Here is an 18,542-nt window from a genome sequence, read left to right as displayed (position 1 = left end):
CTTCTGGTGCTGCGTCAATTTGATCGTAGGCTTTTGCTTCGCCGCCAAATTTCTTGGACAATACTGTCGCAATCGCTGCTGTCAGTGTAGTTTTACCGTGATCAACGTGACCAATTGTACCGACGTTAACGTGCGGCTTGGTGCGTTCGAACTTACCTTTTGCCATTTTGGACTCCTAACGATTTTGATGAGAACATTCAGGCACGCGCCCGACAAATTCAGACTTGACTACACCAGTTTACATGGTGCCCTTGACGTGGATTGAACACGTGGCCTCTCCCTTACCAAGGGAGTGCTCTACCACTGAGCTACAAGGGCAGCTCGTTTCGCACAAACACCATGCAAATAAAACTGGAGCGGGTGAAGGGAATCGAACCCTCGTCATAAGCTTGGAAGGCTTCAGCTCTACCATTGAGCTACACCCGCAGGGGCTACCACTTCAGCCGCATACTTACTTAAAAATTCTTTTTCCTATGGTGGAGGGGGCTGGATTCGAACCAGCGTACTCAGAGAGAACAGATTTACAGTCTGTCGCCTTTAACCACTCGGCCACCCCTCCGTAGGGAACTCAGAACTATAGAGATGCAAAGACCTTCTGTCAAGGACTATTTGAGAAAGATGTCGAAAAACCTCAACTTTTTGCATGCGCAAGCTGAAATGATTCCACTCCTTCAACTTTTTCCATTTCCAACGAGAGTTCACATATTGACATCGCGACATGCTTGTTCGCGGCTACGGCAATAAAACGCCATTCTTGCCCGTTTTCCGATGCATTGATCGCCAAGGTGCGCTTCATCATCATGTAGCCGCGCTCTTTGGCCATCGTATCAATAACAGCCTCCTTAGGCTGATATCCCTTTCTGAAATGCATCGTAATGGCGATCGCTGATTGCGTTGGCAGCCATATTTCAAGTCGATGCACCAGAACCATACAGGCAGCCGATAATAGCGACAACAGGATTGCAGCGGCATAAAAGCCGACACCTACCAGAATACCGATAGCTGAAGAAGCCCAAATCGATGCTGCGGTTGTCAGGCCGCTAATACTGAAGCCCTCTTTCATGATCACGCCAGCGCCCAAGAAACCAATGCCGGTAACAACGCCCTGCATAACGCGCGTGGGATCGGCGGCAGACGGTGTGAGAATTTTCCCGCCAAACCAGAATTCCGGATAGCCAACCAAGACCACCAACGCGGCGGACGCCATACAAACGAGCCCGTAAGTGCGCATACCTGCAGCTCGCCCATGATAAGAGCGTTCGTAGCCAACAATACATCCCAACACCAAGGCACCGCCCAGATTTAAGAAAATAGTAATGTTCGCATTGAGTTCGGCAGGGGACCAGAAAACCATCAATTGACTCAGAAATTCATGCATATATCTTGCTCTACAACCATAAAAGGCTTACAAGTGTAACTGCATTCACAGAAACGAGTAAGCATGATGTGCAGCAGGAATCTGCCGTGATTATTTGCGCGCATAAAAAGTAGGCACTCACATCGCACGAAGGATCATGGTCGTCTTTAATATTGTTGTGCATTGCCGGCATGTCGATTTGCCAGTGCAGAAAATCGTATGCAGTATAATCCGCGCCCTACGGCAGCAAATCAAGCGGCATGGCGTTGTTCATCCTCGACATGCGCGAATGAATAAAAAAATACTATCGCCAGCCAGATGAAAAAGGGCGTCTACTGTTAGGGGAACGATTCACCATCCCGCACGCTATGCAAGAAATTTGCGTTATTCATTGATCAATAAATAGCGCAAGGTTAGACTCGCTGGGTTGCATCTTCTGCCAGAGCAATCAATACCAGAATGGATGCTGCGGGTAGGCATTATCAATAAAATAAGACTTATATCAGACTCATGATTCACATTTATCATAATCCACGCTGTTCTAAATCACGCGAAACCTTAGCGCTAGTTGAGCAAGTAGCACAACAACTGAAGCTCAACATCAGCGTGATTGATTATCAAAAGACAGCCTTATCGTTCGAACAGCTCAATGCGCTTTTGCAACAACTAGGCGGAGACGTAAAAACGATGCTACGCGCCGACGAAGACGAATATCAGACACTGCAACTGGAGCAGGCCGACAATCGGCGCGCTCTGGAATCGATTATCTCCCATCCAAAACTATTACAGCGCCCCATTGTCAGCTTTCAGGGAAAAGCTGCAATTGGAAGACCTCCTGAGCAAGTATTAGCCTTATTTAAAGAAAGTATCTGAGCATGACGGAATTTAAACTCGCGGCGGGTAGCGTCGTTAAAACAGGCGTAACGACAAGCCAGCTTTATCCTATTTTGCGATATGGTCTGGCGCAAAATAGCCCAGCACATCATTTCCAAGCAAGTGCAGAGATAGGGACGAAAAATGTGACGCCGGGCATACACATCGGCGAACTGATGGCGTATTTCTCGGCTTGCGCTGGATTTTGCAACAATACGAGCGACATACACCATCAGCATCAGAATGTCATGGCTAGCTTTGTGGGGGCATTACAAGACAAGCGTGGTGAGAAACCAGTCATGCCTGAACTAGAGACGATTGCACAACACGCAGGCTTGCCAGTTGTATTAGAGATTATTCTCGAAGAAGATTGCGTGTTGCTTGCAGACCGCCATTTTGTCAGCGATAACGAGATCGATAAAAGCTGGAAGCTCTGGCGCAGCGCCTATTTACAACGTGATGGCGGCATTCCTGCAGGATGGATTAAGCAGTTCTATTTCCCACGCCTGCTCGATTATCGCGATGTAACCACTGCCAGAAACCCACGTAGTCTTGAACAGACGACTGACACTGCGCTCATGGTTGGTGGATTGATGCAGTATTGGCACAAAGATGCGCCAGGAGATTTGTTAGCCGCATTCAGAAAGCAGTATGGCAGGATTAATTTCTCGCAGAAGAGTCAATTTGATGAAACAGCGTTAGAACGATTCTTCAATCTGAGTGCCATGATCGACCCTGCGACACGCTTACTCAATCAGATGACGATCTGGCAGGATGTCGATGCGTTAGCGAAAAAACAGGGTATTACCCTCGCCTGAACGATCGTCAAGGTTCTCAAAAAATTAACGCACTGGTGCACCGATCAAGGATCTGGTGCGTTAAAGCCACATATCGTATCACGGCCATCTTGTGCGCCTTGAGTACACAAGCTTTACCGCTGACCGATGAGAAGATGTCCGGATAGTATGTTCATCAAAAAATTGATAGCACGCCCAACTCGTCATGCTGTTATGGCATCGCTGATCAATCGAATCTAACAAATACCACGATGGTATTTCTGGAGAACCTATGAAACGCATTACCTTTGTATTAGCTAGTGCAGCAGCAGTGATATTGTTGAGTGGCTGCGCCGTTGAGGCACCGCGCCACCAATATTATGCGCCAGCAGTGGTGACCGTCGCGCCGCCACCGCCACAAGTTGAAGTCATCGGACAGCCACCTATTTACGGTCATTTCTGGACCGAAGGTGCTTGGTACTGGGAAAGTGGACGTCACGTTTGGCACCCAGGCCACTGGGAAGCGCCACGCCAGGGTTATGTCTGGGTTCCACATCGCTGGGAACACTTCAACGGCGGCTGGCGATTCCATGAGGGTCACTGGGATCGTCACTAATCAAACCACGCTGGATTCAAAAAAACGTTCAACAAAAAAGGAGCAAAAATACTCCTTTTTTGTTGATCTTTATTTCTCCGTGAATCTGCATAGATCGACCAGACGCTAACGCTGCTGGTGATTATGTTGGTTTCATTTCTTTGACAACCTCTTTGACAGAGAGAGTTACCCGCGCATCATCGCCGCCAATAACTGACTTTTCAGAGTTTTGATCAACGCCGTTTCATCTGCGGGTACGCCCTCTTCTGCTGGCACAGTTCTATCAGCATAAATGAAGCCCAGCATCTTTTTCTGAATGACTAACGGAAGAACAATAAAACTACGTGCATCGGGCAAGAGTGTCTGATGCCATGGTGGTAGTAAATTACGAATTTTAGGCAAATTCGAATTCTCAATCATCACGTCAACGTTGTTCCCTATCGCCAGATGAAATAAATCCGCCTCTGGTTTGATCGGGAAGCGAAATCCTTTTTGACGTTCCACATACTTTTCGCCTACAGCCACCCGCGACACATAATACCCAGCTTTCATATCTCGCAGGCAAACTGTGGCAAACCGAAAACCCATACTTGTGTACAAGGTTTCGAGTACCAGCAAAATGAGATCGTTGAGATGAAAGTCATCCGAAGACAACATGTGAGTTACGTCCTGAATCCCAGCCAGCAATAAATCACGGGCGTTGTAGGGTTTGCCGCTTGGGTATCTAGCTGACTGATCAGGACTAACAAGTTCTTCGGTTTTTAAAACGAACTCAATAGGGACTTCTTGTCCATTGCTGGCTTCTTCTGCCTCTTCAAAACCATCTGGTAAGCTGATATTGAGACTTTTTGCCAATTCTCTTGTTTCTGCCTCGACTTTTTCTAGCATCAACTCAAGTGCCTTTGGTTCCATTTCTAACACTTTACCGAACCGATTCAGCAAGGTCTCTGCATAGCCTGGCACATCGTGCCGTCCCATGATCATGATTTCAGCTAATGAATCGCTAAAGCTCGCGACCTGCTTCAACCAGTCGTTTCGATGCGTCGCCCTCCTTAATTCCCCCTTTGGTAAGGGGCCAAGGGACTGAATGATGGCTTCAGGAATTTTCCATTCTTGCAATGCCATTTCACCAAAGCGCTCAAAACTACACCCCAACAGGACCTGTACGGCATCACTTGGCAGTACTTCGCCAGCATCGATGAGTTGTTGAATGTGCAGATACAGCGAATGATCGAAAGACGCAACGAGTACTCTTCCGATATTTTTGAATAACGCGGCGACAGCCGCCTCCTCCCCATCTGGAAATCGACCGCGATTGGCTATTTCTCTCCCAATAATACTGGCGCACAGTGAACGCACTAGCTCTTTACGAACATTAACTGCCTGTGCCTTATCTTTGAAACGATCAACTAACAGCATTGCCATCGCAATGGTTTTAACTGTGTTGAACCCAAGTAAAAAAATCGAGCGCGACACCGTCGTCACAGCTCCGCCAGAATTGGTGCGATATTGAACTGTATTAGATAAACGAAGGATTTTTTGCGTCAAACCGACATCGGAAAGGACATAATGTGCGAGTTGCGCAACCGAATCTTCACCTGAAGAGGTGATTTGAATTACCTTTGCGATCGCAACGCCTAAGCTTGGGAGCTCAGATTCTTCATTAATTTTCCGGAGAAGACGCTCACGCTGAGAGCCTGGCAACATCGAAGATGTGTTGATTGTTTCTGTCTGTGCCATAAGTTGTGCAATAGCGGTCGCGACCAATTTCGGGAGAGTAAGCTCTCCATAATCTACCAGCAAGCTAGTGTGCTTGCTGGTACTCTGATTTTATTTCACTTTATCTGACATGGATCAAGCAATGATTTTCTTCTGAACAACGATGACTCAGGTCTTCGCCATTCGGTTGACGCTCATTCCATATTTCTTTTGCAATTCATCATACAAGCCACGAATCGCTTTCAGACGTGGATTCATTGGATCAAGTCGACGTCCAGCCTCAATCAGATCCTTTGCCTGTTCACCAATAGCACTGTCCCATCCCATGTTCTCGAGGCATTTCAAGGCAGCCAACGCAGCGTTCAAGACGACCTGCGGGTTATCCGGTGATTTATGGGCGGCAGCCGTCATCAAATCAACAGAACCACGGAAATCGCCTTGTTTTGCTTTTTGCACCCCAAGCGCCACCAAATCCATCACTTCCCGCTGGCTACGCTGTGCTAATTCTTTACCTAACATACCTTTACCGGCACTTTCGAAAATACCCACAGCCTTAGAAATCATGCGTTGATTGCTGGCATTTTTCATGACCCCAAGTACGATTTCAGAAGCTGCACCTTCTTTATCGTTTTCCAGACAGGTTTTAGCCAGCCCCAGTTTCGCGTTTGTTGACAAACCAACGTCTTCGCGCGTGGCAACCACCGCCGCGTCAAGCTCGCTATCGAGGCGCGAATCACCCGTCTTTGCATGTACCATAGCACTGGAGATCGCCCGACAAGCCTCGGTTTTTTTCAGCCCGCTCATGTTTTTTTCCATGTCACGGATGACAGTTTTCGCTTGGTCGGTATCTCCTTTTTTTACCAGCGCATTAATCAGATTTAGATGGTCTTCGGGATCACGGAATTCAGAAAATTTGGCCTTACTGACCACTTTTTTGAAGACTGTCTCTGCCGTCTCAATATCTCCTGTCTCCATGGCAATCCGTCCGAGATTGCGCAAACGTCGCACCGCATGGGGCGAGACAGCGACAGCCGTATCAAGCACTTCTTTGGCTTCGGGTAACTCGCCGATCATCTCGTGGGTCTTGGCGAGCCAGTCGTAGGCATCCATAAACTTGTTATTCTCAGCGACCAATTTCTTTAATATCGCCTCTGCCTCTTGATATTTACCTTGCATAAACAAGGTTTTTGCCAATCCCAGACGCGCCCAGGCTACTGCTTTGAGCTCGAAGAGGAGCTTGTACAAGGCCTCGGCTTCAGTAGCTTCACCGAGCACAACATGTAATTCCGCACGTAAACGCATGAAATCAACGGCATATTTAGGATAATCACGCTCGCCATGATGGCTAGCAGCAATTGCTTCGCTTACCGCCCCTGATTCCATGAAACGATGAACGTCAACAAAGGCTTTTCGCTTCTCAAGCGCACGCATAACGCGCTCAAGTAACGTATCGGCAGTAAACGGTTTGAGCAAATAATCGGAAGGGGCGAGTTCAGCAGCGCTGACCACTTTGGCATAGGCACGTTCTGCTGTCACCATGATAAAAATAGTCGAGAGCGGGGTTAATTTGTGATGCCGCACGTCTTCCAGCAACTGTTGGCCGTCCTGACCGACGCCAAGATCGTACTCACAAAGAACCAGATCGAACACTTTGGCCTGGATAGTGCGCACGGCAGTGCCAGCGGTCAACGCATGTTCGATTTTTGTAATGCCGCATAAATTCAGCATGTTGTGCAAACTGACCCGCATCCCTTGATGCGGTTCAATGAGCAATGCCCTGATGTCGCTGAGTTCGCTCATTTCACCCTTTAGCGTGATTTCTTATTAACCCCAGTTGCCTCAAGTTCTGGGGGTGCGGCTTTTCTTGCCATGAAATAGCCCGTCTTGATCTAGTCCATTATATTAAAGTGTCGGCCAAATAGCGCAGAAACTTTAATGTTTCTGGGAAATAATAAGATGACGCAGATATTTTTGTATGTTGCGTGCAGTTTTCGTGGCTACTTAAAAAAACGGCCCAATAATAATGCGATCACTGACAACAGAATCGTGGAGGCAAATGGAAAAGAATAGTGACGTCCACCAAAGCGAAAACGTAAGTCGCCAGGCAAATGACCCAAGCCCAATTTTTCCAACCACGGCAACCAGCGCGATATGATGATAACCATAATAAAAATGACAAACACCCAGCGGATCATCCGGTACTCCCGCATTAAATTAGAAAACCAGTCTATCTGCTGATACTACAAGCGATGACAGCGATCATGGCGTAATAGTCCTTGAGGCAAATCGACGCCATTGCCAACGACTAATACTTTAAATAATTCACCCATTTCGGCTGGGGACACCAGTTTCTGCAAAGCATTGGCTTGCGGCAGATAACTCAGTACCTGCTCAGCCGACTGCCGCCCCAGTAAGCTGGCAATGCCAGATTCCAGCAAAAAGGCAGCCTGGCTGGTATAACTTAATAAATCTAACCCCTCATCGAGGGCAGCTTTCGCCATCGCTGTAAAATCAACGTGTGCAGTTATATCTTGCAAGCCTGGCAAGTAAAAGGGATCAGGATGCGAATGATGTCGGTAATGGCACATCAACGTGCCTTCGTTGCGTTGCGAATGATAATACTCTCCCGCCGGAAAACCGTAATCAATGAGGATTGCTGCGCTGCCACGCCCGCTCTCTTGTTGTCCCGCTTTCAACATACGTGCCAGACTATGCATAAAGCCAGTCGACACCGCATGGACTTCCGTCATATAAGCCTGCGGCAACTCCTCCAATCCTGGGATCTGCGCCAGCTTATCCTGATCGCAAGGCTGCTCCCGATACACGAGGCGCGGCAATGCTGTATCGCTTTCATCGAGCGTTTCTGCATGCGATACTGCGACGCCCAGTTCGCGCCACCCTTGTTCCGTCTTCATGACCAGATCAACCGGCATGGCGTCAAGCACTTCGTTACCAATCACGAGTCCAGAGAAAGAAGCTGGCATTTCTTGCAACCAAATGACTTGTGGAAAGTCTTTGAGTAAATCTTCCTGACGCGCACGCAGTTCGCCGGACAATTCCACGATAAAATAGCGGTCTATCGTGATTCCTGAAAATTGACATTCCGTTAAGAAGTCCCGTGCCAGTTTGCCAGTACCGGCACCGAACTCCATCACCTGGGCTGAAGTCTGAGTGAATAAACTGGCTGCTAAATTCGCTAAAGTAGCGCCGAACAGCGGCGACATTTCCGGCGCCGTTGTAAAATCGCCGTCCTTGCCTAATTTTGTGGCGCCGCCACTGTAGTAGCCCAGGTCCGGCGCATACAGGGCCAGTTCCATGTAACGCGAAAAGGAAATCCAGCCTTGTTGCTGGTGAATTTCATCAATAATGATTTGTTGCAAAGCTTGCGATGCAGCCAGAGCATCGGGAGCCGGCAGAGGTAGAGATAATTTTTGCATTCCGGCATTGTATAAAAAACGACGAACACTCAGTGAAGAATTTCCATGAACCAGTCATTGCCTAGTCCATCAAGCCAGCCGGCAGAGGCTGCCCGCAGAGTTGCTCTTATTACAGGAGCAGCGAAACGTATCGGTCGCCATATTGCACTGACCATGGCCCGCCAAGGCTGGGACATCGTTGTCCATTATGGCACTTCTGCTGCGGATGCTACAGCGTTGGTGACAGAAATCAGCACCATGGGGCAACGTGCTGTCGCCATTCAGGCTGATCTTGCCAATGAACAGGCAACGAAGACCTTGTTCAGTTCAGCACTGAAGGCGATGGGTGCGATTCATTGCGTGGTGAACAATGCCTCCTTGTTTGAAGAAGACCAAGCCAGTACGTTTTCACACACCTACCTGGATAAGCACATGCACGCCAATCTGGCAGCACCTGTGCTTCTGGCGCAAGCCTTACATGCGGCCACACCCGATGGCCAGCAAGCCTGCGTGATCAATTTGTTAGACCAAAAGCTGTACAATCTCAATCCGGATTTTTTGTCGTACACCTTGTCAAAAGCGGCGTTGCAATGTGCCACCACCATGCTGGCACAGGCATTAGCGCCCAAACTCAGGGTTGTAGGCGTTGCACCAGGAATTACGCTAGTCTCAGGTCATCAGACCGAAGCCGATTTTAGTGTCGCGCACCAGGCTACCCCATTGGGTTACTCCAGTTCACCCGAGGACATTGCGCGTAGTGTTTTATTTCTGGCTGACAGTCCGGCAATCACCGGTACCACGATACTGGTCGATGGCGGCCAGCACCTCATCCCTTTGCAACGCGACGTCATGTTTGTCGCGACTGCGACCGAATCACACTCTTAATTAATTAATCGAGCCTATTATGTTATCCGTCCTACACCACCCGCAACTCACCGACTGCCGCCGCTTGTTTTTGCGTAACTATGAAATTTCGATCAATATCGGTGTCCATGAGTTCGAGAAAAAAGGCGAACAACGTGTACTGATCAACGTCGATTTATATATCCCATTGGCGCTGTCAACGCCAAAAGATGATCAGCTCGATGAAGTCGTCGATTATGATTTTATCCGTAGCTCGATCGCTCAGCGTGTTGCTGAAGGTCACGTTCATTTGCAAGAAACCTTGTGCGATGACGTCGCTAAACTCATGCTCGCACACCCACGCGTCCGTGCCGTGTGTATCTCCACCATGAAGCCTGATGTCTACCCGGATTGTGAAGGTGTTGGCGTTGAAGTGTTCCAGATCAAAAATGAAATGTAAGTATCATGCAAGTTAATCAAGAATCTTTGGTAGAGATCGTCCTCGACACCGCGCAAGAGCGCGGTGCGGAAACCAAATCGCAAGAAAAAATCACCTACGAAAACAATAAACTGCATAAGCGTTTATGCCGTCTGGTTGGTCAGGCGATTGGTGATTTCAATATGATTGAAGACGGTGACAAGGTCATGGTCTGTCTGTCCGGCGGCAAGGACAGTTATGCCCTGCTCGATATCCTAATGACCTTGCGCGAACGCGCACCGATTCATTTTGATATCGTCGCTGTCAATCTCGATCAAAAACAGCCAAATTTCCCAGCAGAAATATTACCAGCGTACCTCGAAAAACTGGGAATTCCGTATCACATCGAAAATCAGGATACGTACAGTATCGTCAAACGTTTGATCCCCGAAGGCAAAACTACTTGCTCGCTGTGCTCACGTCTGCGTCGCGGTATTTTGTATCGTGTTGCTGATGAATTAGGCGCCAACAAAATCGCGTTGGGACATCATCGCGACGACATTCTGGAAACCTTCTTCCTGAATATGTTCTTCGGCGGCAAGCTCAAAGGCATGCCTGCTAAATTGCAATCCGATGATGGCAAACATATCGTGATCCGCCCGATGGCTTACGTCAAAGAAGCGGATACGCAACGCTATGCGGAAGTCAAAAAATTCCCCATCATCCCTTGTGATTTATGCGGCTCTCAGGAAAACCTGCAACGCAAACAAATCAAAGGTCTGATGCGAGAATGGGATAAGAAATATCCGGGACGTGTGGATAATATTTTCTCTGCCTTATCGACCGTTGCGCCATCGCATCTGATGGATAAAGACCTGTTTAATTTCAACGACCTGAAAATCGATGGTGAGGCGCGTGCAGATGGTGATATCGCTTTTGACGATGAACCATGCTCCACACCAACGACAGGCGTGATTTCTTTGCATATTGATCAAGACTGATCCCGTCATATCGTTGAAGTGCGATAAATAAAAAACACCTGAGACCGTTTCGATCTCAGGTGTTTTTCTATGTACTTAAAACATGTTATCGTTTCGTCGTTCTGTTTTATGCAGCCTTGCTCAAGGCACGTTCAATACTAAACTTGCCACTACCGTGGACTGCCGCGAACAATAAGCCACCAGCCATCGACAGATTTTTCATAAAATGAATCATCTGATTCTGTGCCGCATCTGCAGCTGAGTTCCAGAAATCATGAAAAATAAAGCCAGCAGCCAAGGTAAAGACCATCATTGCGAGCGCCGCCCAGCGCGCTTTCCAGCCCAACAATAACATCAGTCCACCACCTAGTTCAACGATGATTGCAGCCACTGCAGCGATGGCAGGAAACGGTACGCCTTTGCTGGTGATATATCCAAGCGTGCCGGAAAAGTCAGCAATTTTTCCAGCGCCAGACGCAACAAAAATCAATGCCATCAACACACGTGCAACCAGAATTGTAATATTTTCACTTGTTTTCATTTGATGTCTGCTCCTTCTCTGAGTTAAGCGGCTAACAACGCGTGGATTTGCTGAGTGGCACCTGCTAACGCAGCCGCTTCAGCGTCAGGTCCCATTGCCAAGCCTTCTGCGTAGACAAAGTGAATATCTGTCATCCCTAAAAAGCCAAAGAAGCTTTTCAGATACGGCATCTGGCTATCATTTGCTGTATTTTTATACATGCCACCACGGGTCAGCACGACATACACTTTTTTACCCGTCAACAGACCTTCTGGTCCATGCTGGCCATAACGGAACGTCACACCAGCCCGCGAAATCGCATCGACCCAATTTTTTAACTGGACGGAGATACCGAAGTTGTACATCGGTGCGCCAAGGACGACCGTATCAGCGGACTGAATTTCAGCAATCAAGGCATCATCGAGCGCCACACGGGCTTGTTGTTCGGCGGTACGTTGGTCGGCGGGTGTGAACAAGGCCTGCAATGCCGTTTCATCGAGCACCGGATGAGGGTTCTGCGCCAGATCTCTGACGGTTAACTGTGCGTCAGGGTGCGACGTACGAAGCGCATCCACCAAGGTCTGCGTAATATGTTTGGAGTGAGATGCAGCAGCGCGAACGCTGGAATTGATGTGTAAAATTTTCATAGTAGCCTCTGTGTTTGTTGAACAATCCGGCATCACTGATTCACTTGCTGATGCCTGAGTACTGATAAAGAATGACGATGGATGTACTTTATATGTTCCATTTTTGAAGCGGAAGAGCATAAAATGGATATCATCGTTCCATATTTGGCAAAATAGACTATGCAACTCGAAGCTAATGATCTTTTGTTATTCGCCCGCGTGATCGAAGAAGGGAGCTTTAGCAAAGCAGCAGACCGGCTCGCGATGCCCAAATCCAGCCTTTCACGCCGCATTTCAGCCTTGGAGACACAATTAGGCGAACGCCTGTTGCTACGGACTACCCGGCAATTAACGATCACCGATTTCGGCCAAAGCGTGCTACAGCATGCGCAGCAGGTACAAGATGAAGTCGAAGCGACGCTGGCACTCACCCATCACCGCCAGGCGCAACCTTCAGGTCGGTTGCGTGTATCAATGCCGGGGGACTTCGCCAACCGGCAAATGAGCGATTTTTTGTCTTCGTTGATTCAGACTTATCCGGCCATCTCTCTGGAACTCGATCTCTCACCACGCAGGGTAGATCTAATCGGTGAGAATTTTGATGTTGCCATTCGCATTGGTGATTTACCCGATGACGCATCACTCGCAGCACGACGGCTAACGGTGTTTAAGGTTGGCTTGTATGCAGCGCCTTCCTATCTGGAAAAACGTGGCACGCCGACTGAGCCAGAAGCCCTAATGGAACATGACGCCCTGCGCCTGTTAGGCCGCAACGGCGAACCCGCCCCATGGAAAATGACTCGCAGCGAAGAACAATGGGAAGGCATTCCCCCAGGACGCGCGACCGCGAACTCTCCTGACTTACTGACCCGGCTGGCGTTAAACGGCGACGGTATTCTAATGCTATCCGACACCTTCATCCGCCCTTACCTAGAAAACGGCGCACTGATACCAATCCTCACTGACTGGCAACTACCATCCATCAACGTCTGGGCCGTATTCCCCGGCCGCCGCTTAATGCCTGCTCGGACACGGGTCTTTCTGGACCGGTTGCAAGCTGAATTCGAACGCGTGCCTTGTGCGCAAAGTTTGATGGATTGAGGGTTGTGGAGCTGCCAAGCAGCGCGGTGTAAAAACAAAGCGCTGACGCACGTTTGAGGTTTGAGGTTTAAAGTTTGAAGTTTTGATGTTGACCTTGTCCGCTTGAGACAAAGCAATTTGTGCCGACACGTAGTGACCGCACCCGAAGGGCAAAGTCTGCGATCGTCTTTCTTTTGCTTACTGTGTTTTGGCGAAGCAAAGAAAAGTAAGTGGCCGCCGAGCCACCTCGGACTGCCACCACGAAAGGCAAACGATTTAATTAATCAAACACGTATCAACACAGGCTTGGCTGGTTGCACTCGCCCTACTTGATTAGCTCCGCGCAGGCAACAACGTCCCCATCACTTCACCAAACCCCACGCGTGCCACACCCTCTTTTTGCGCCCAACCACGCATGATGATCGTGTCACCATCTTCTATAAAGATACGCTGTTCACCATTACCCAAAGCGATCGATTTTTTTCCGCCTTCAGTCAACTCCAGCAACGAACCCGCTTCTTCTGGTGCAGGCCCTGATTGCGTTCCAGAACCCAGCAAATCACCCGGATTCAGATTGCAACCATTTACCGTATGGTGCGTGACCAGTTGTGATATGGTCCAGTAAGAATGACGGAAATTCGACAACGACAAACGGTGCGGCGGTGTGCCTTCTGTACGCATTTTTTCAGTTTGCAGCAAGACTTCGAGCTCGATATCAAATGCTGCATGATCACGTAATACTGGAGAATCAAGGTACGGCAACGGTTGCGGATCAGCTGCATCACGTGTCCAAGCAAGGCGATACGGTGCCAAGGCTTCTAAGGTCACGACCCAAGGCGAAATCGTCGATGCAAAGTTTTTTGCAAGGAATGGGCCTAGTGGTTGATATTCCCACGCTTGTACATCACGCGCGGACCAGTCATTTAGCAGACACAAACCGAACACGTGCGATTCGGCTTTCTCCATGTTAATCACATCACCGAGTGCATTACCAGGACCAATAAAGATACCAACTTCCAATTCATAGTCCATCCGTTTCGCAGGACCAAATACTGGCGTCTCGGCTGTTGGCGGTTTGGTTTGTGCAATTGGACGATGGAACTGCTGCCCGGAAACACCAATCGATGAGGCACGACCGTGATAACCAATCGGAATCCACTTGTAATTTGGCAGCAATGGATTATCCGGACGGAATAATTTGCCGACAGCGGTTGCGTGGTGAACCGATGTGTAGAAATCGGTGTAGTCGCCAATGTGGGCAGGCAATGCAAATTCAGCAGCACTTTGCGCTAATAGACAAGCTTGCAAGGTACCTTGTTGCGAAGAGCCTTCACGCAACACGCGTGACAGCGCCAAGCGTAGTGCAGACCACACAGGTGCACCGAGTGCCATCATGCCGTTCAGAGTCTGACCGTTCACGGCCGCAGTAAAGTGCCCCCCCTGCAATTCAGTGTAGCCAGCAAATGCATGTACCGCATGCGCTGCCGCCAGATCCAGAATCTGATCACCAATCGCGATACCGATACGAAACGCCTGATTGCTCCCCTGACGACGGAACATACCGTACGGTAAATTCTGGATAGGGAAATCAGTCTCCGCGTTGTTGGCAGAGGCTACCCAGCTGCGCAGATTGATATCATGGGTTTCGTTGAGTTGAACCGTCATTTATTTTTGCTCCGGATTAAAATACTTTTTAATACCCTGCCAGCACTGGTAATAATCTGCCTGCAATTGCGGAGATTCCATCGCGGCGCGGGTAGGTTTGATGATGTTACGCGTTTCTATCATAAACGCCATCGTATCATCGACTTTGTGCGGTGTGCTGGTATCTGCGTTACTGGCCTTCTCAAAAGTCGGCGCATCGGGCCCGTGTCCACTCATGCAATTATGCAAGCTGGCACCACCAGGACGGAAGCCGGTTGATTTGGCATCGTATTGACCATGTATCAAGCCCATGAATTCAGATGCAATATTGCGATGGAACCAAGGTGGGCGGAAGGTGTTTTCAGCGGCCAGCCAGCGTGGTGGGAAAATCACAAAGTCAATCGTATCAACCCCTGGCGTATCGCTAGGTGCCTGTAGCACTAAGAAAATCGATGGATCAGGATGATCGTAGCTGATCGAACCTATCGTATTAAAATGGCGCAAGTCGTACTTATACGGCGCAAAATTACCATGCCATGCGACAACATCTAATGGTGAGTGACCGATGTTGGCAGACCACAAATTGCCGCTAAACTTGGCGACCAGTTCAAAATCACCTTCTTTGTCTTCATACCAAGCAACTGGGGTCTGGAAATCGCGCGGATTAGCGAGACCATTCGAACCGATCACACCTAGATCCGGCAATTTCAACATACAGCCAAAGTTTTCGCAGACATAGCCGCGTGCCTCGCCGTCAGGTAATTGCACCTGGAAGCGGATACCACGCGGGATCACTGCGATTTCTTGGGGCTCGATATGCAGCAAACCCATTTCGGTACGCAAATGCAGACGACCTCGCTGTGGAATGATCAATAATTCAGCATCCGCGTTATAGTAAAAACGCTCCACCATATCCTTGTTTGCCGCATAGACATTGATCGCACATCCCGTTTGCGCATCGGCCGATCCGTTACCGGCCATAGTCACCCACCCCTCGATAAAGTCGGTCGGTGTCGCTGGCATTGGTTGTGGATCCCAACGCAACTGATTGGGTGTCGATGGCGTCTGGGCAAAATCATTCGTCATCTGACCGTTGTAGATTTGACGGAAAGGCTGATGCATCGCGGCTGGGCGAATGCGATAGGTCCAAGAACGGCGGTTTGCATGACGCGGTGCAGTGAATGCGGTGCCAGAAATCTGCTCTGCGTACAAACCATAGGCACACTTTTGTGGTGAATTCTGGTTGTGCGGCAAAGCACCTGGCAACGCCTCCGTGGCGTATTCGTTGGCGAAACCAGTTTGATAAACCAGTGCCTGATCGCCGTAGGCCGACGTGCTCAATGGTGTGCTCATGATGTCTCCCTGATAAGGTATTGCAACATAGTCATCGTCAACATCGAAACAAGATCGAAACAAGTTATGAAAGCGAGCGACAGATGACAGGCTCAGCTCAGAATGTAGTGCATGACGACGATTTTTACGATATAAATACAAAAATACAGACCATTCATCAAATCAATAATGCTAGAAGCCAAAGATATTGACCTGAACCTGCTGGTGATATTTCAGCGCGTCTTTCAGGAACGACAAATTTCTGCCGTTGCGCGTCAGCTTGGTTTATCACAACCTGCCGTCAGCAATGCCCTCGCCCGCTTACGTCGTACGGTGGGCGATGAGTTATTTGTTCGTACTACAAGCGGTATGCAGCCAACCCCACGGGCAGAGCAACTCGCCGATTCGGTCACGGTGGCGCTCAGGCACATCACACTGGCGTTGAATCCACAAGAAGACTTTGACGCCGGCACCAGCCCGCGACAATTCACGATAGCAATGACGGATGTCGGTGAGGTGTATTTCATGCCTTTACTCGCTGCAAAATTACATACATATGCGCCCAACATTCATCTGACAACCGTACGAGCGAGTAGTATTGATCTGAAAACTGAAATGGAATCAGGCCGCGTCGATCTTGCGATTGGGGCGTTTGATGATCTCTCTGAGGCGTGGTACCAGCGGCGGCTCTTTAAACAACATTACGTGTGTATGTTTCGCCATGATCATCCCTTGGCAGGCACTGACATCGATCTAAAAGATTTTCTTGCAGCGCAACATCTGATTGTTTCCTCACAAGAGCAGCCCTATATCAAGATTAATCAGGCACTAGAAAAAGCAGGTGTAGTGGCATCCGCCCACTTTAAAGTACCGCATTTTGTCGCTGTTCCTTATATTATCAGCACCTGTGATTTGCTGGTGACCGTACCGCAAAAGCTGGCAGAACGTGCCGCCGCGCCGTTTGGTTTGAGCTATGCCAAGCCACCATTGCGCTTACCTACTTTGCAAACAAATGTATTCTGGCATCGTCGCTATCATCAGGATGCAGGCAATCTGTGGTTAAGAAGCTTCATCTCTGAACATTTTTTAGAAGCATGAAGTCAATCTATCCTACAAAGAATAATTTAGCTGAAAAAACTTCACGCAAAGACTGAAACGTTTTCCCCCATCAATGGGCGAATATCCCCTACACTTTTGAATATTAAATTTCCGTCCGGAGTGTCACCATGCCTGTAATAACTTGTGTAGAAGATTTGCGTTTGCTTGCCAAAAAGCGCGTCCCTAAAGCGTTTTATGACTACGCTGATAGTGGTTCTTATACCGAAAGCACGTATAAGGCAAATACCAGTGATCTGGCGGCAATCCGTCTGCGTCAACGGGTTGCAATCAACGTCGAAAATCGCTCTACCCGTACAACGATGGTGGGTCAGGAAGTCACCATGCCGGTCGCCATTGCACCGACAGGCCTAACAGGAATGCAATGGGCAAATGGTGAAATGCTGGGCGCGATCGCCGCTGAAAAATTTGGCGTGCCATTCACGTTATCGACCATGAGCATTTGCTCGATTGAAGATGTTGCCAGCGTCACGACCAAACCATTCTGGTTCCAGTTATACGTCATGCGTGACCGCGGCTTTGTCAAAGAAATGATTCAGCGCGCCAAAACAGCCAAATGCTCGGCATTAGTGCTGACGCTGGACTTGCAGATTTTAGGACAACGCCATAAAGACTTAAAAAACGGCATGTCCGTACCACCAAAATTGACACTGGCCAATATCATTGATCTGGCGACAAAACCCGCCTGGGCATTGCGTGCGTTAACAGGACGCAAGACATTCGGTAATTTGGTCGGCCATGTCAAAGGTGGCGACGGTATTCTGACGCTGAGCCAGTGGACCGCCAGTCAGTTTGACCCAACCCTGAACTGGGATGACGTGGCATGGATCAAAAAAGAATGGGGTGGCAAGCTGATTCTCAAAGGTATCTTGGATGTAGAAGACGCGAAGCTGGCCGTCGCTGCCGGGGCAGATGCGATCGTGGTCAGTAATCATGGTGGTCGTCAGCTTGATGGTGCCATGTCCTCTATCGAGGCATTACCAAGGATTGTCGACGCGGTCGGTCATCTCACGGAAGTCTGGTTTGATGGCGGCATCCGCACAGGGCAGGATATTCTGAAAGCGACCGCGCTCGGCGCTAAAGGCAGTATGGTGGGCCGTGCCTTCTTGTATGGCTTGGGCGCAATGGGTGAAGAGGGTGTCACCAAAATGCTGGAAATTCTGCAAAAAGAACTCGATGTCAGTATGGCACTGACTGGCACGAAAGATATCCGAGATGTGGGCCTGAGTACGATTATTCGCTGATCG

Annotated in this window: 19 protein-coding genes and 3 tRNA genes; 9 read left to right on the top strand and 13 right to left on the bottom strand. The window is 49.0% G+C overall.

Annotation, left to right across the window (positions count from 1 at the left end):
- From ACO0KV_RS10585 to ACO0KV_RS10565, 5 genes are all read right to left on the bottom strand, one after another.
- A partial coding sequence (locus ACO0KV_RS10585; protein WP_423042495.1) for a GTP-binding protein occupies nucleotides 1-166 on the bottom strand: 166 nt, incomplete at its 3' end.
- Nucleotides 167-243: 77 nt separating this feature from the next.
- A tRNA-Thr gene (locus ACO0KV_RS10580) sits at nucleotides 244-318 on the bottom strand.
- A gap of 34 nt (nucleotides 319-352) precedes the next feature.
- Nucleotides 353-426, bottom strand: a tRNA-Gly gene (locus ACO0KV_RS10575).
- A 48-nt stretch (nucleotides 427-474) separates the two neighbouring features.
- A tRNA-Tyr gene (locus ACO0KV_RS10570) sits at nucleotides 475-559 on the bottom strand.
- 72 nt (nucleotides 560-631) lie between these two features.
- On the bottom strand, nucleotides 632-1,378 hold the full coding sequence (locus ACO0KV_RS10565) for an MgtC/SapB family protein (protein WP_423042492.1): 747 nt from the start codon (nucleotides 1,376-1,378) through the stop codon (nucleotides 632-634).
- Nucleotides 1,379-1,867: 489 nt separating this feature from the next.
- Between ACO0KV_RS10565 and ACO0KV_RS10560 the strand changes: the two genes are divergently transcribed.
- The 3 genes from ACO0KV_RS10560 to ACO0KV_RS10550 all read left to right on the top strand — a co-directional run bounded on the left by ACO0KV_RS10560 (nucleotide 1,868) and on the right by ACO0KV_RS10550 (nucleotide 3,622).
- Nucleotides 1,868-2,230: an ArsC/Spx/MgsR family protein gene (locus ACO0KV_RS10560; protein WP_423042491.1), complete on the top strand. Its 363-nt coding sequence runs from the start codon at nucleotides 1,868-1,870 to the stop codon at nucleotides 2,228-2,230.
- Nucleotides 2,231-2,232: 2 nt separating this feature from the next.
- Nucleotides 2,233-3,048 carry a hypothetical protein gene (locus ACO0KV_RS10555; protein ID WP_423042490.1) on the top strand — a complete coding sequence of 272 codons (816 nt, stop codon included), beginning with the start codon at nucleotides 2,233-2,235 and terminating at the stop codon, nucleotides 3,046-3,048.
- Nucleotides 3,049-3,298: 250 nt separating this feature from the next.
- Entirely contained in the window at nucleotides 3,299-3,622 is a 324-nt protein-coding gene (locus tag ACO0KV_RS10550) for a hypothetical protein (RefSeq protein ID WP_423042489.1), read from the top strand.
- Between the two features lie 165 nt (nucleotides 3,623-3,787).
- On the opposite strand, the gene ACO0KV_RS10545 is transcribed toward ACO0KV_RS10550, so the two are convergent.
- The 4 genes from ACO0KV_RS10545 to ACO0KV_RS10530 all read right to left on the bottom strand — a co-directional run bounded on the left by ACO0KV_RS10545 (nucleotide 3,788) and on the right by ACO0KV_RS10530 (nucleotide 8,757).
- A complete protein-coding gene (locus ACO0KV_RS10545; RefSeq protein ID WP_423042488.1) occupies nucleotides 3,788-5,341 on the bottom strand; it encodes an HDOD domain-containing protein in 1,554 nt (517 codons plus the stop codon).
- Between the two features lie 147 nt (nucleotides 5,342-5,488).
- Nucleotides 5,489-7,120, bottom strand: a complete 1,632-nt coding sequence (locus tag ACO0KV_RS10540) for a tetratricopeptide repeat protein (RefSeq protein ID WP_423042487.1) — start codon at nucleotides 7,118-7,120, stop codon at nucleotides 5,489-5,491.
- A gap of 197 nt (nucleotides 7,121-7,317) precedes the next feature.
- On the bottom strand, nucleotides 7,318-7,515 hold the full coding sequence (locus tag ACO0KV_RS10535; protein WP_423042486.1) for a DUF2905 domain-containing protein: 198 nt from the start codon (nucleotides 7,513-7,515) through the stop codon (nucleotides 7,318-7,320).
- Nucleotides 7,516-7,560: 45 nt separating this feature from the next.
- Complete coding sequence (locus tag ACO0KV_RS10530; protein ID WP_423042485.1) at nucleotides 7,561-8,757, bottom strand: class I SAM-dependent methyltransferase; 1,197 nt, start codon at nucleotides 8,755-8,757, stop codon at nucleotides 7,561-7,563.
- Between the two features lie 45 nt (nucleotides 8,758-8,802).
- Between ACO0KV_RS10530 and ACO0KV_RS10525 the strand changes: the two genes are divergently transcribed.
- From ACO0KV_RS10525 to ttcA, 3 genes are read left to right on the top strand one after another with little or no spacing between them, the layout of a single operon-like run.
- A complete protein-coding gene (locus ACO0KV_RS10525) occupies nucleotides 8,803-9,621 on the top strand; it encodes an SDR family oxidoreductase (RefSeq protein WP_423042484.1) in 819 nt (272 codons plus the stop codon).
- Between the two features lie 19 nt (nucleotides 9,622-9,640).
- Nucleotides 9,641-10,039 (top strand): dihydroneopterin aldolase, encoded by a 399-nt coding sequence (locus tag ACO0KV_RS10520; protein ID WP_423042483.1) that lies wholly within the window; start codon nucleotides 9,641-9,643, stop codon nucleotides 10,037-10,039.
- 5 nt (nucleotides 10,040-10,044) lie between these two features.
- Nucleotides 10,045-10,998 carry a tRNA 2-thiocytidine(32) synthetase TtcA gene (ttcA, locus tag ACO0KV_RS10515; RefSeq protein WP_423042482.1) on the top strand — a complete coding sequence of 318 codons (954 nt, stop codon included), beginning with the start codon at nucleotides 10,045-10,047 and terminating at the stop codon, nucleotides 10,996-10,998.
- Between the two features lie 106 nt (nucleotides 10,999-11,104).
- On the opposite strand, the gene ACO0KV_RS10510 is transcribed toward ttcA, so the two are convergent.
- The gene (locus ACO0KV_RS10510; protein WP_423042481.1) at nucleotides 11,105-11,518 is read right to left on the bottom strand and encodes a DoxX family protein; all 414 of its coding nucleotides are present in this window, start codon (nucleotides 11,516-11,518) and stop codon (nucleotides 11,105-11,107) included.
- Nucleotides 11,519-11,541: 23 nt separating this feature from the next.
- Entirely contained in the window at nucleotides 11,542-12,144 is a 603-nt protein-coding gene (locus ACO0KV_RS10505) for an FMN-dependent NADH-azoreductase (RefSeq protein WP_423042480.1), read from the bottom strand.
- Nucleotides 12,145-12,303: 159 nt separating this feature from the next.
- On the opposite strand from ACO0KV_RS10505, the gene ACO0KV_RS10500 reads away from it, so the two are divergent.
- Entirely contained in the window at nucleotides 12,304-13,224 is a 921-nt protein-coding gene (locus tag ACO0KV_RS10500; RefSeq protein ID WP_423042479.1) for a LysR family transcriptional regulator, read from the top strand.
- A gap of 312 nt (nucleotides 13,225-13,536) precedes the next feature.
- Here ACO0KV_RS10500 and fahA read toward each other — a convergent pair whose 3' ends face one another.
- Both fahA and hmgA read right to left on the bottom strand, forming a co-directional pair.
- On the bottom strand, nucleotides 13,537-14,868 hold the full coding sequence (gene fahA, locus ACO0KV_RS10495) for a fumarylacetoacetase (RefSeq protein ID WP_423042478.1): 1,332 nt from the start codon (nucleotides 14,866-14,868) through the stop codon (nucleotides 13,537-13,539).
- Entirely contained in the window at nucleotides 14,869-16,200 is a 1,332-nt protein-coding gene (gene hmgA, locus ACO0KV_RS10490; RefSeq protein WP_423042477.1) for a homogentisate 1,2-dioxygenase, read from the bottom strand.
- Between the two features lie 168 nt (nucleotides 16,201-16,368).
- On the opposite strand from hmgA, the gene ACO0KV_RS10485 reads away from it, so the two are divergent.
- A complete protein-coding gene (locus ACO0KV_RS10485) occupies nucleotides 16,369-17,277 on the top strand; it encodes a LysR family transcriptional regulator (protein ID WP_423042476.1) in 909 nt (302 codons plus the stop codon).
- A 128-nt stretch (nucleotides 17,278-17,405) separates the two neighbouring features.
- Nucleotides 17,406-18,539, top strand: a complete 1,134-nt coding sequence (locus tag ACO0KV_RS10480; RefSeq protein ID WP_423042475.1) for an alpha-hydroxy acid oxidase — start codon at nucleotides 17,406-17,408, stop codon at nucleotides 18,537-18,539.
- Nucleotides 18,540-18,542 lie beyond the last annotated feature (3 nt).

This window comes from Undibacterium sp. RuRC25W (genome assembly GCF_049339825.1).
GTDB lineage: Bacteria > Pseudomonadota > Gammaproteobacteria > Burkholderiales > Burkholderiaceae_D > Undibacterium.
This window is presented reverse-complemented; position numbering and strand designations above follow the sequence as displayed.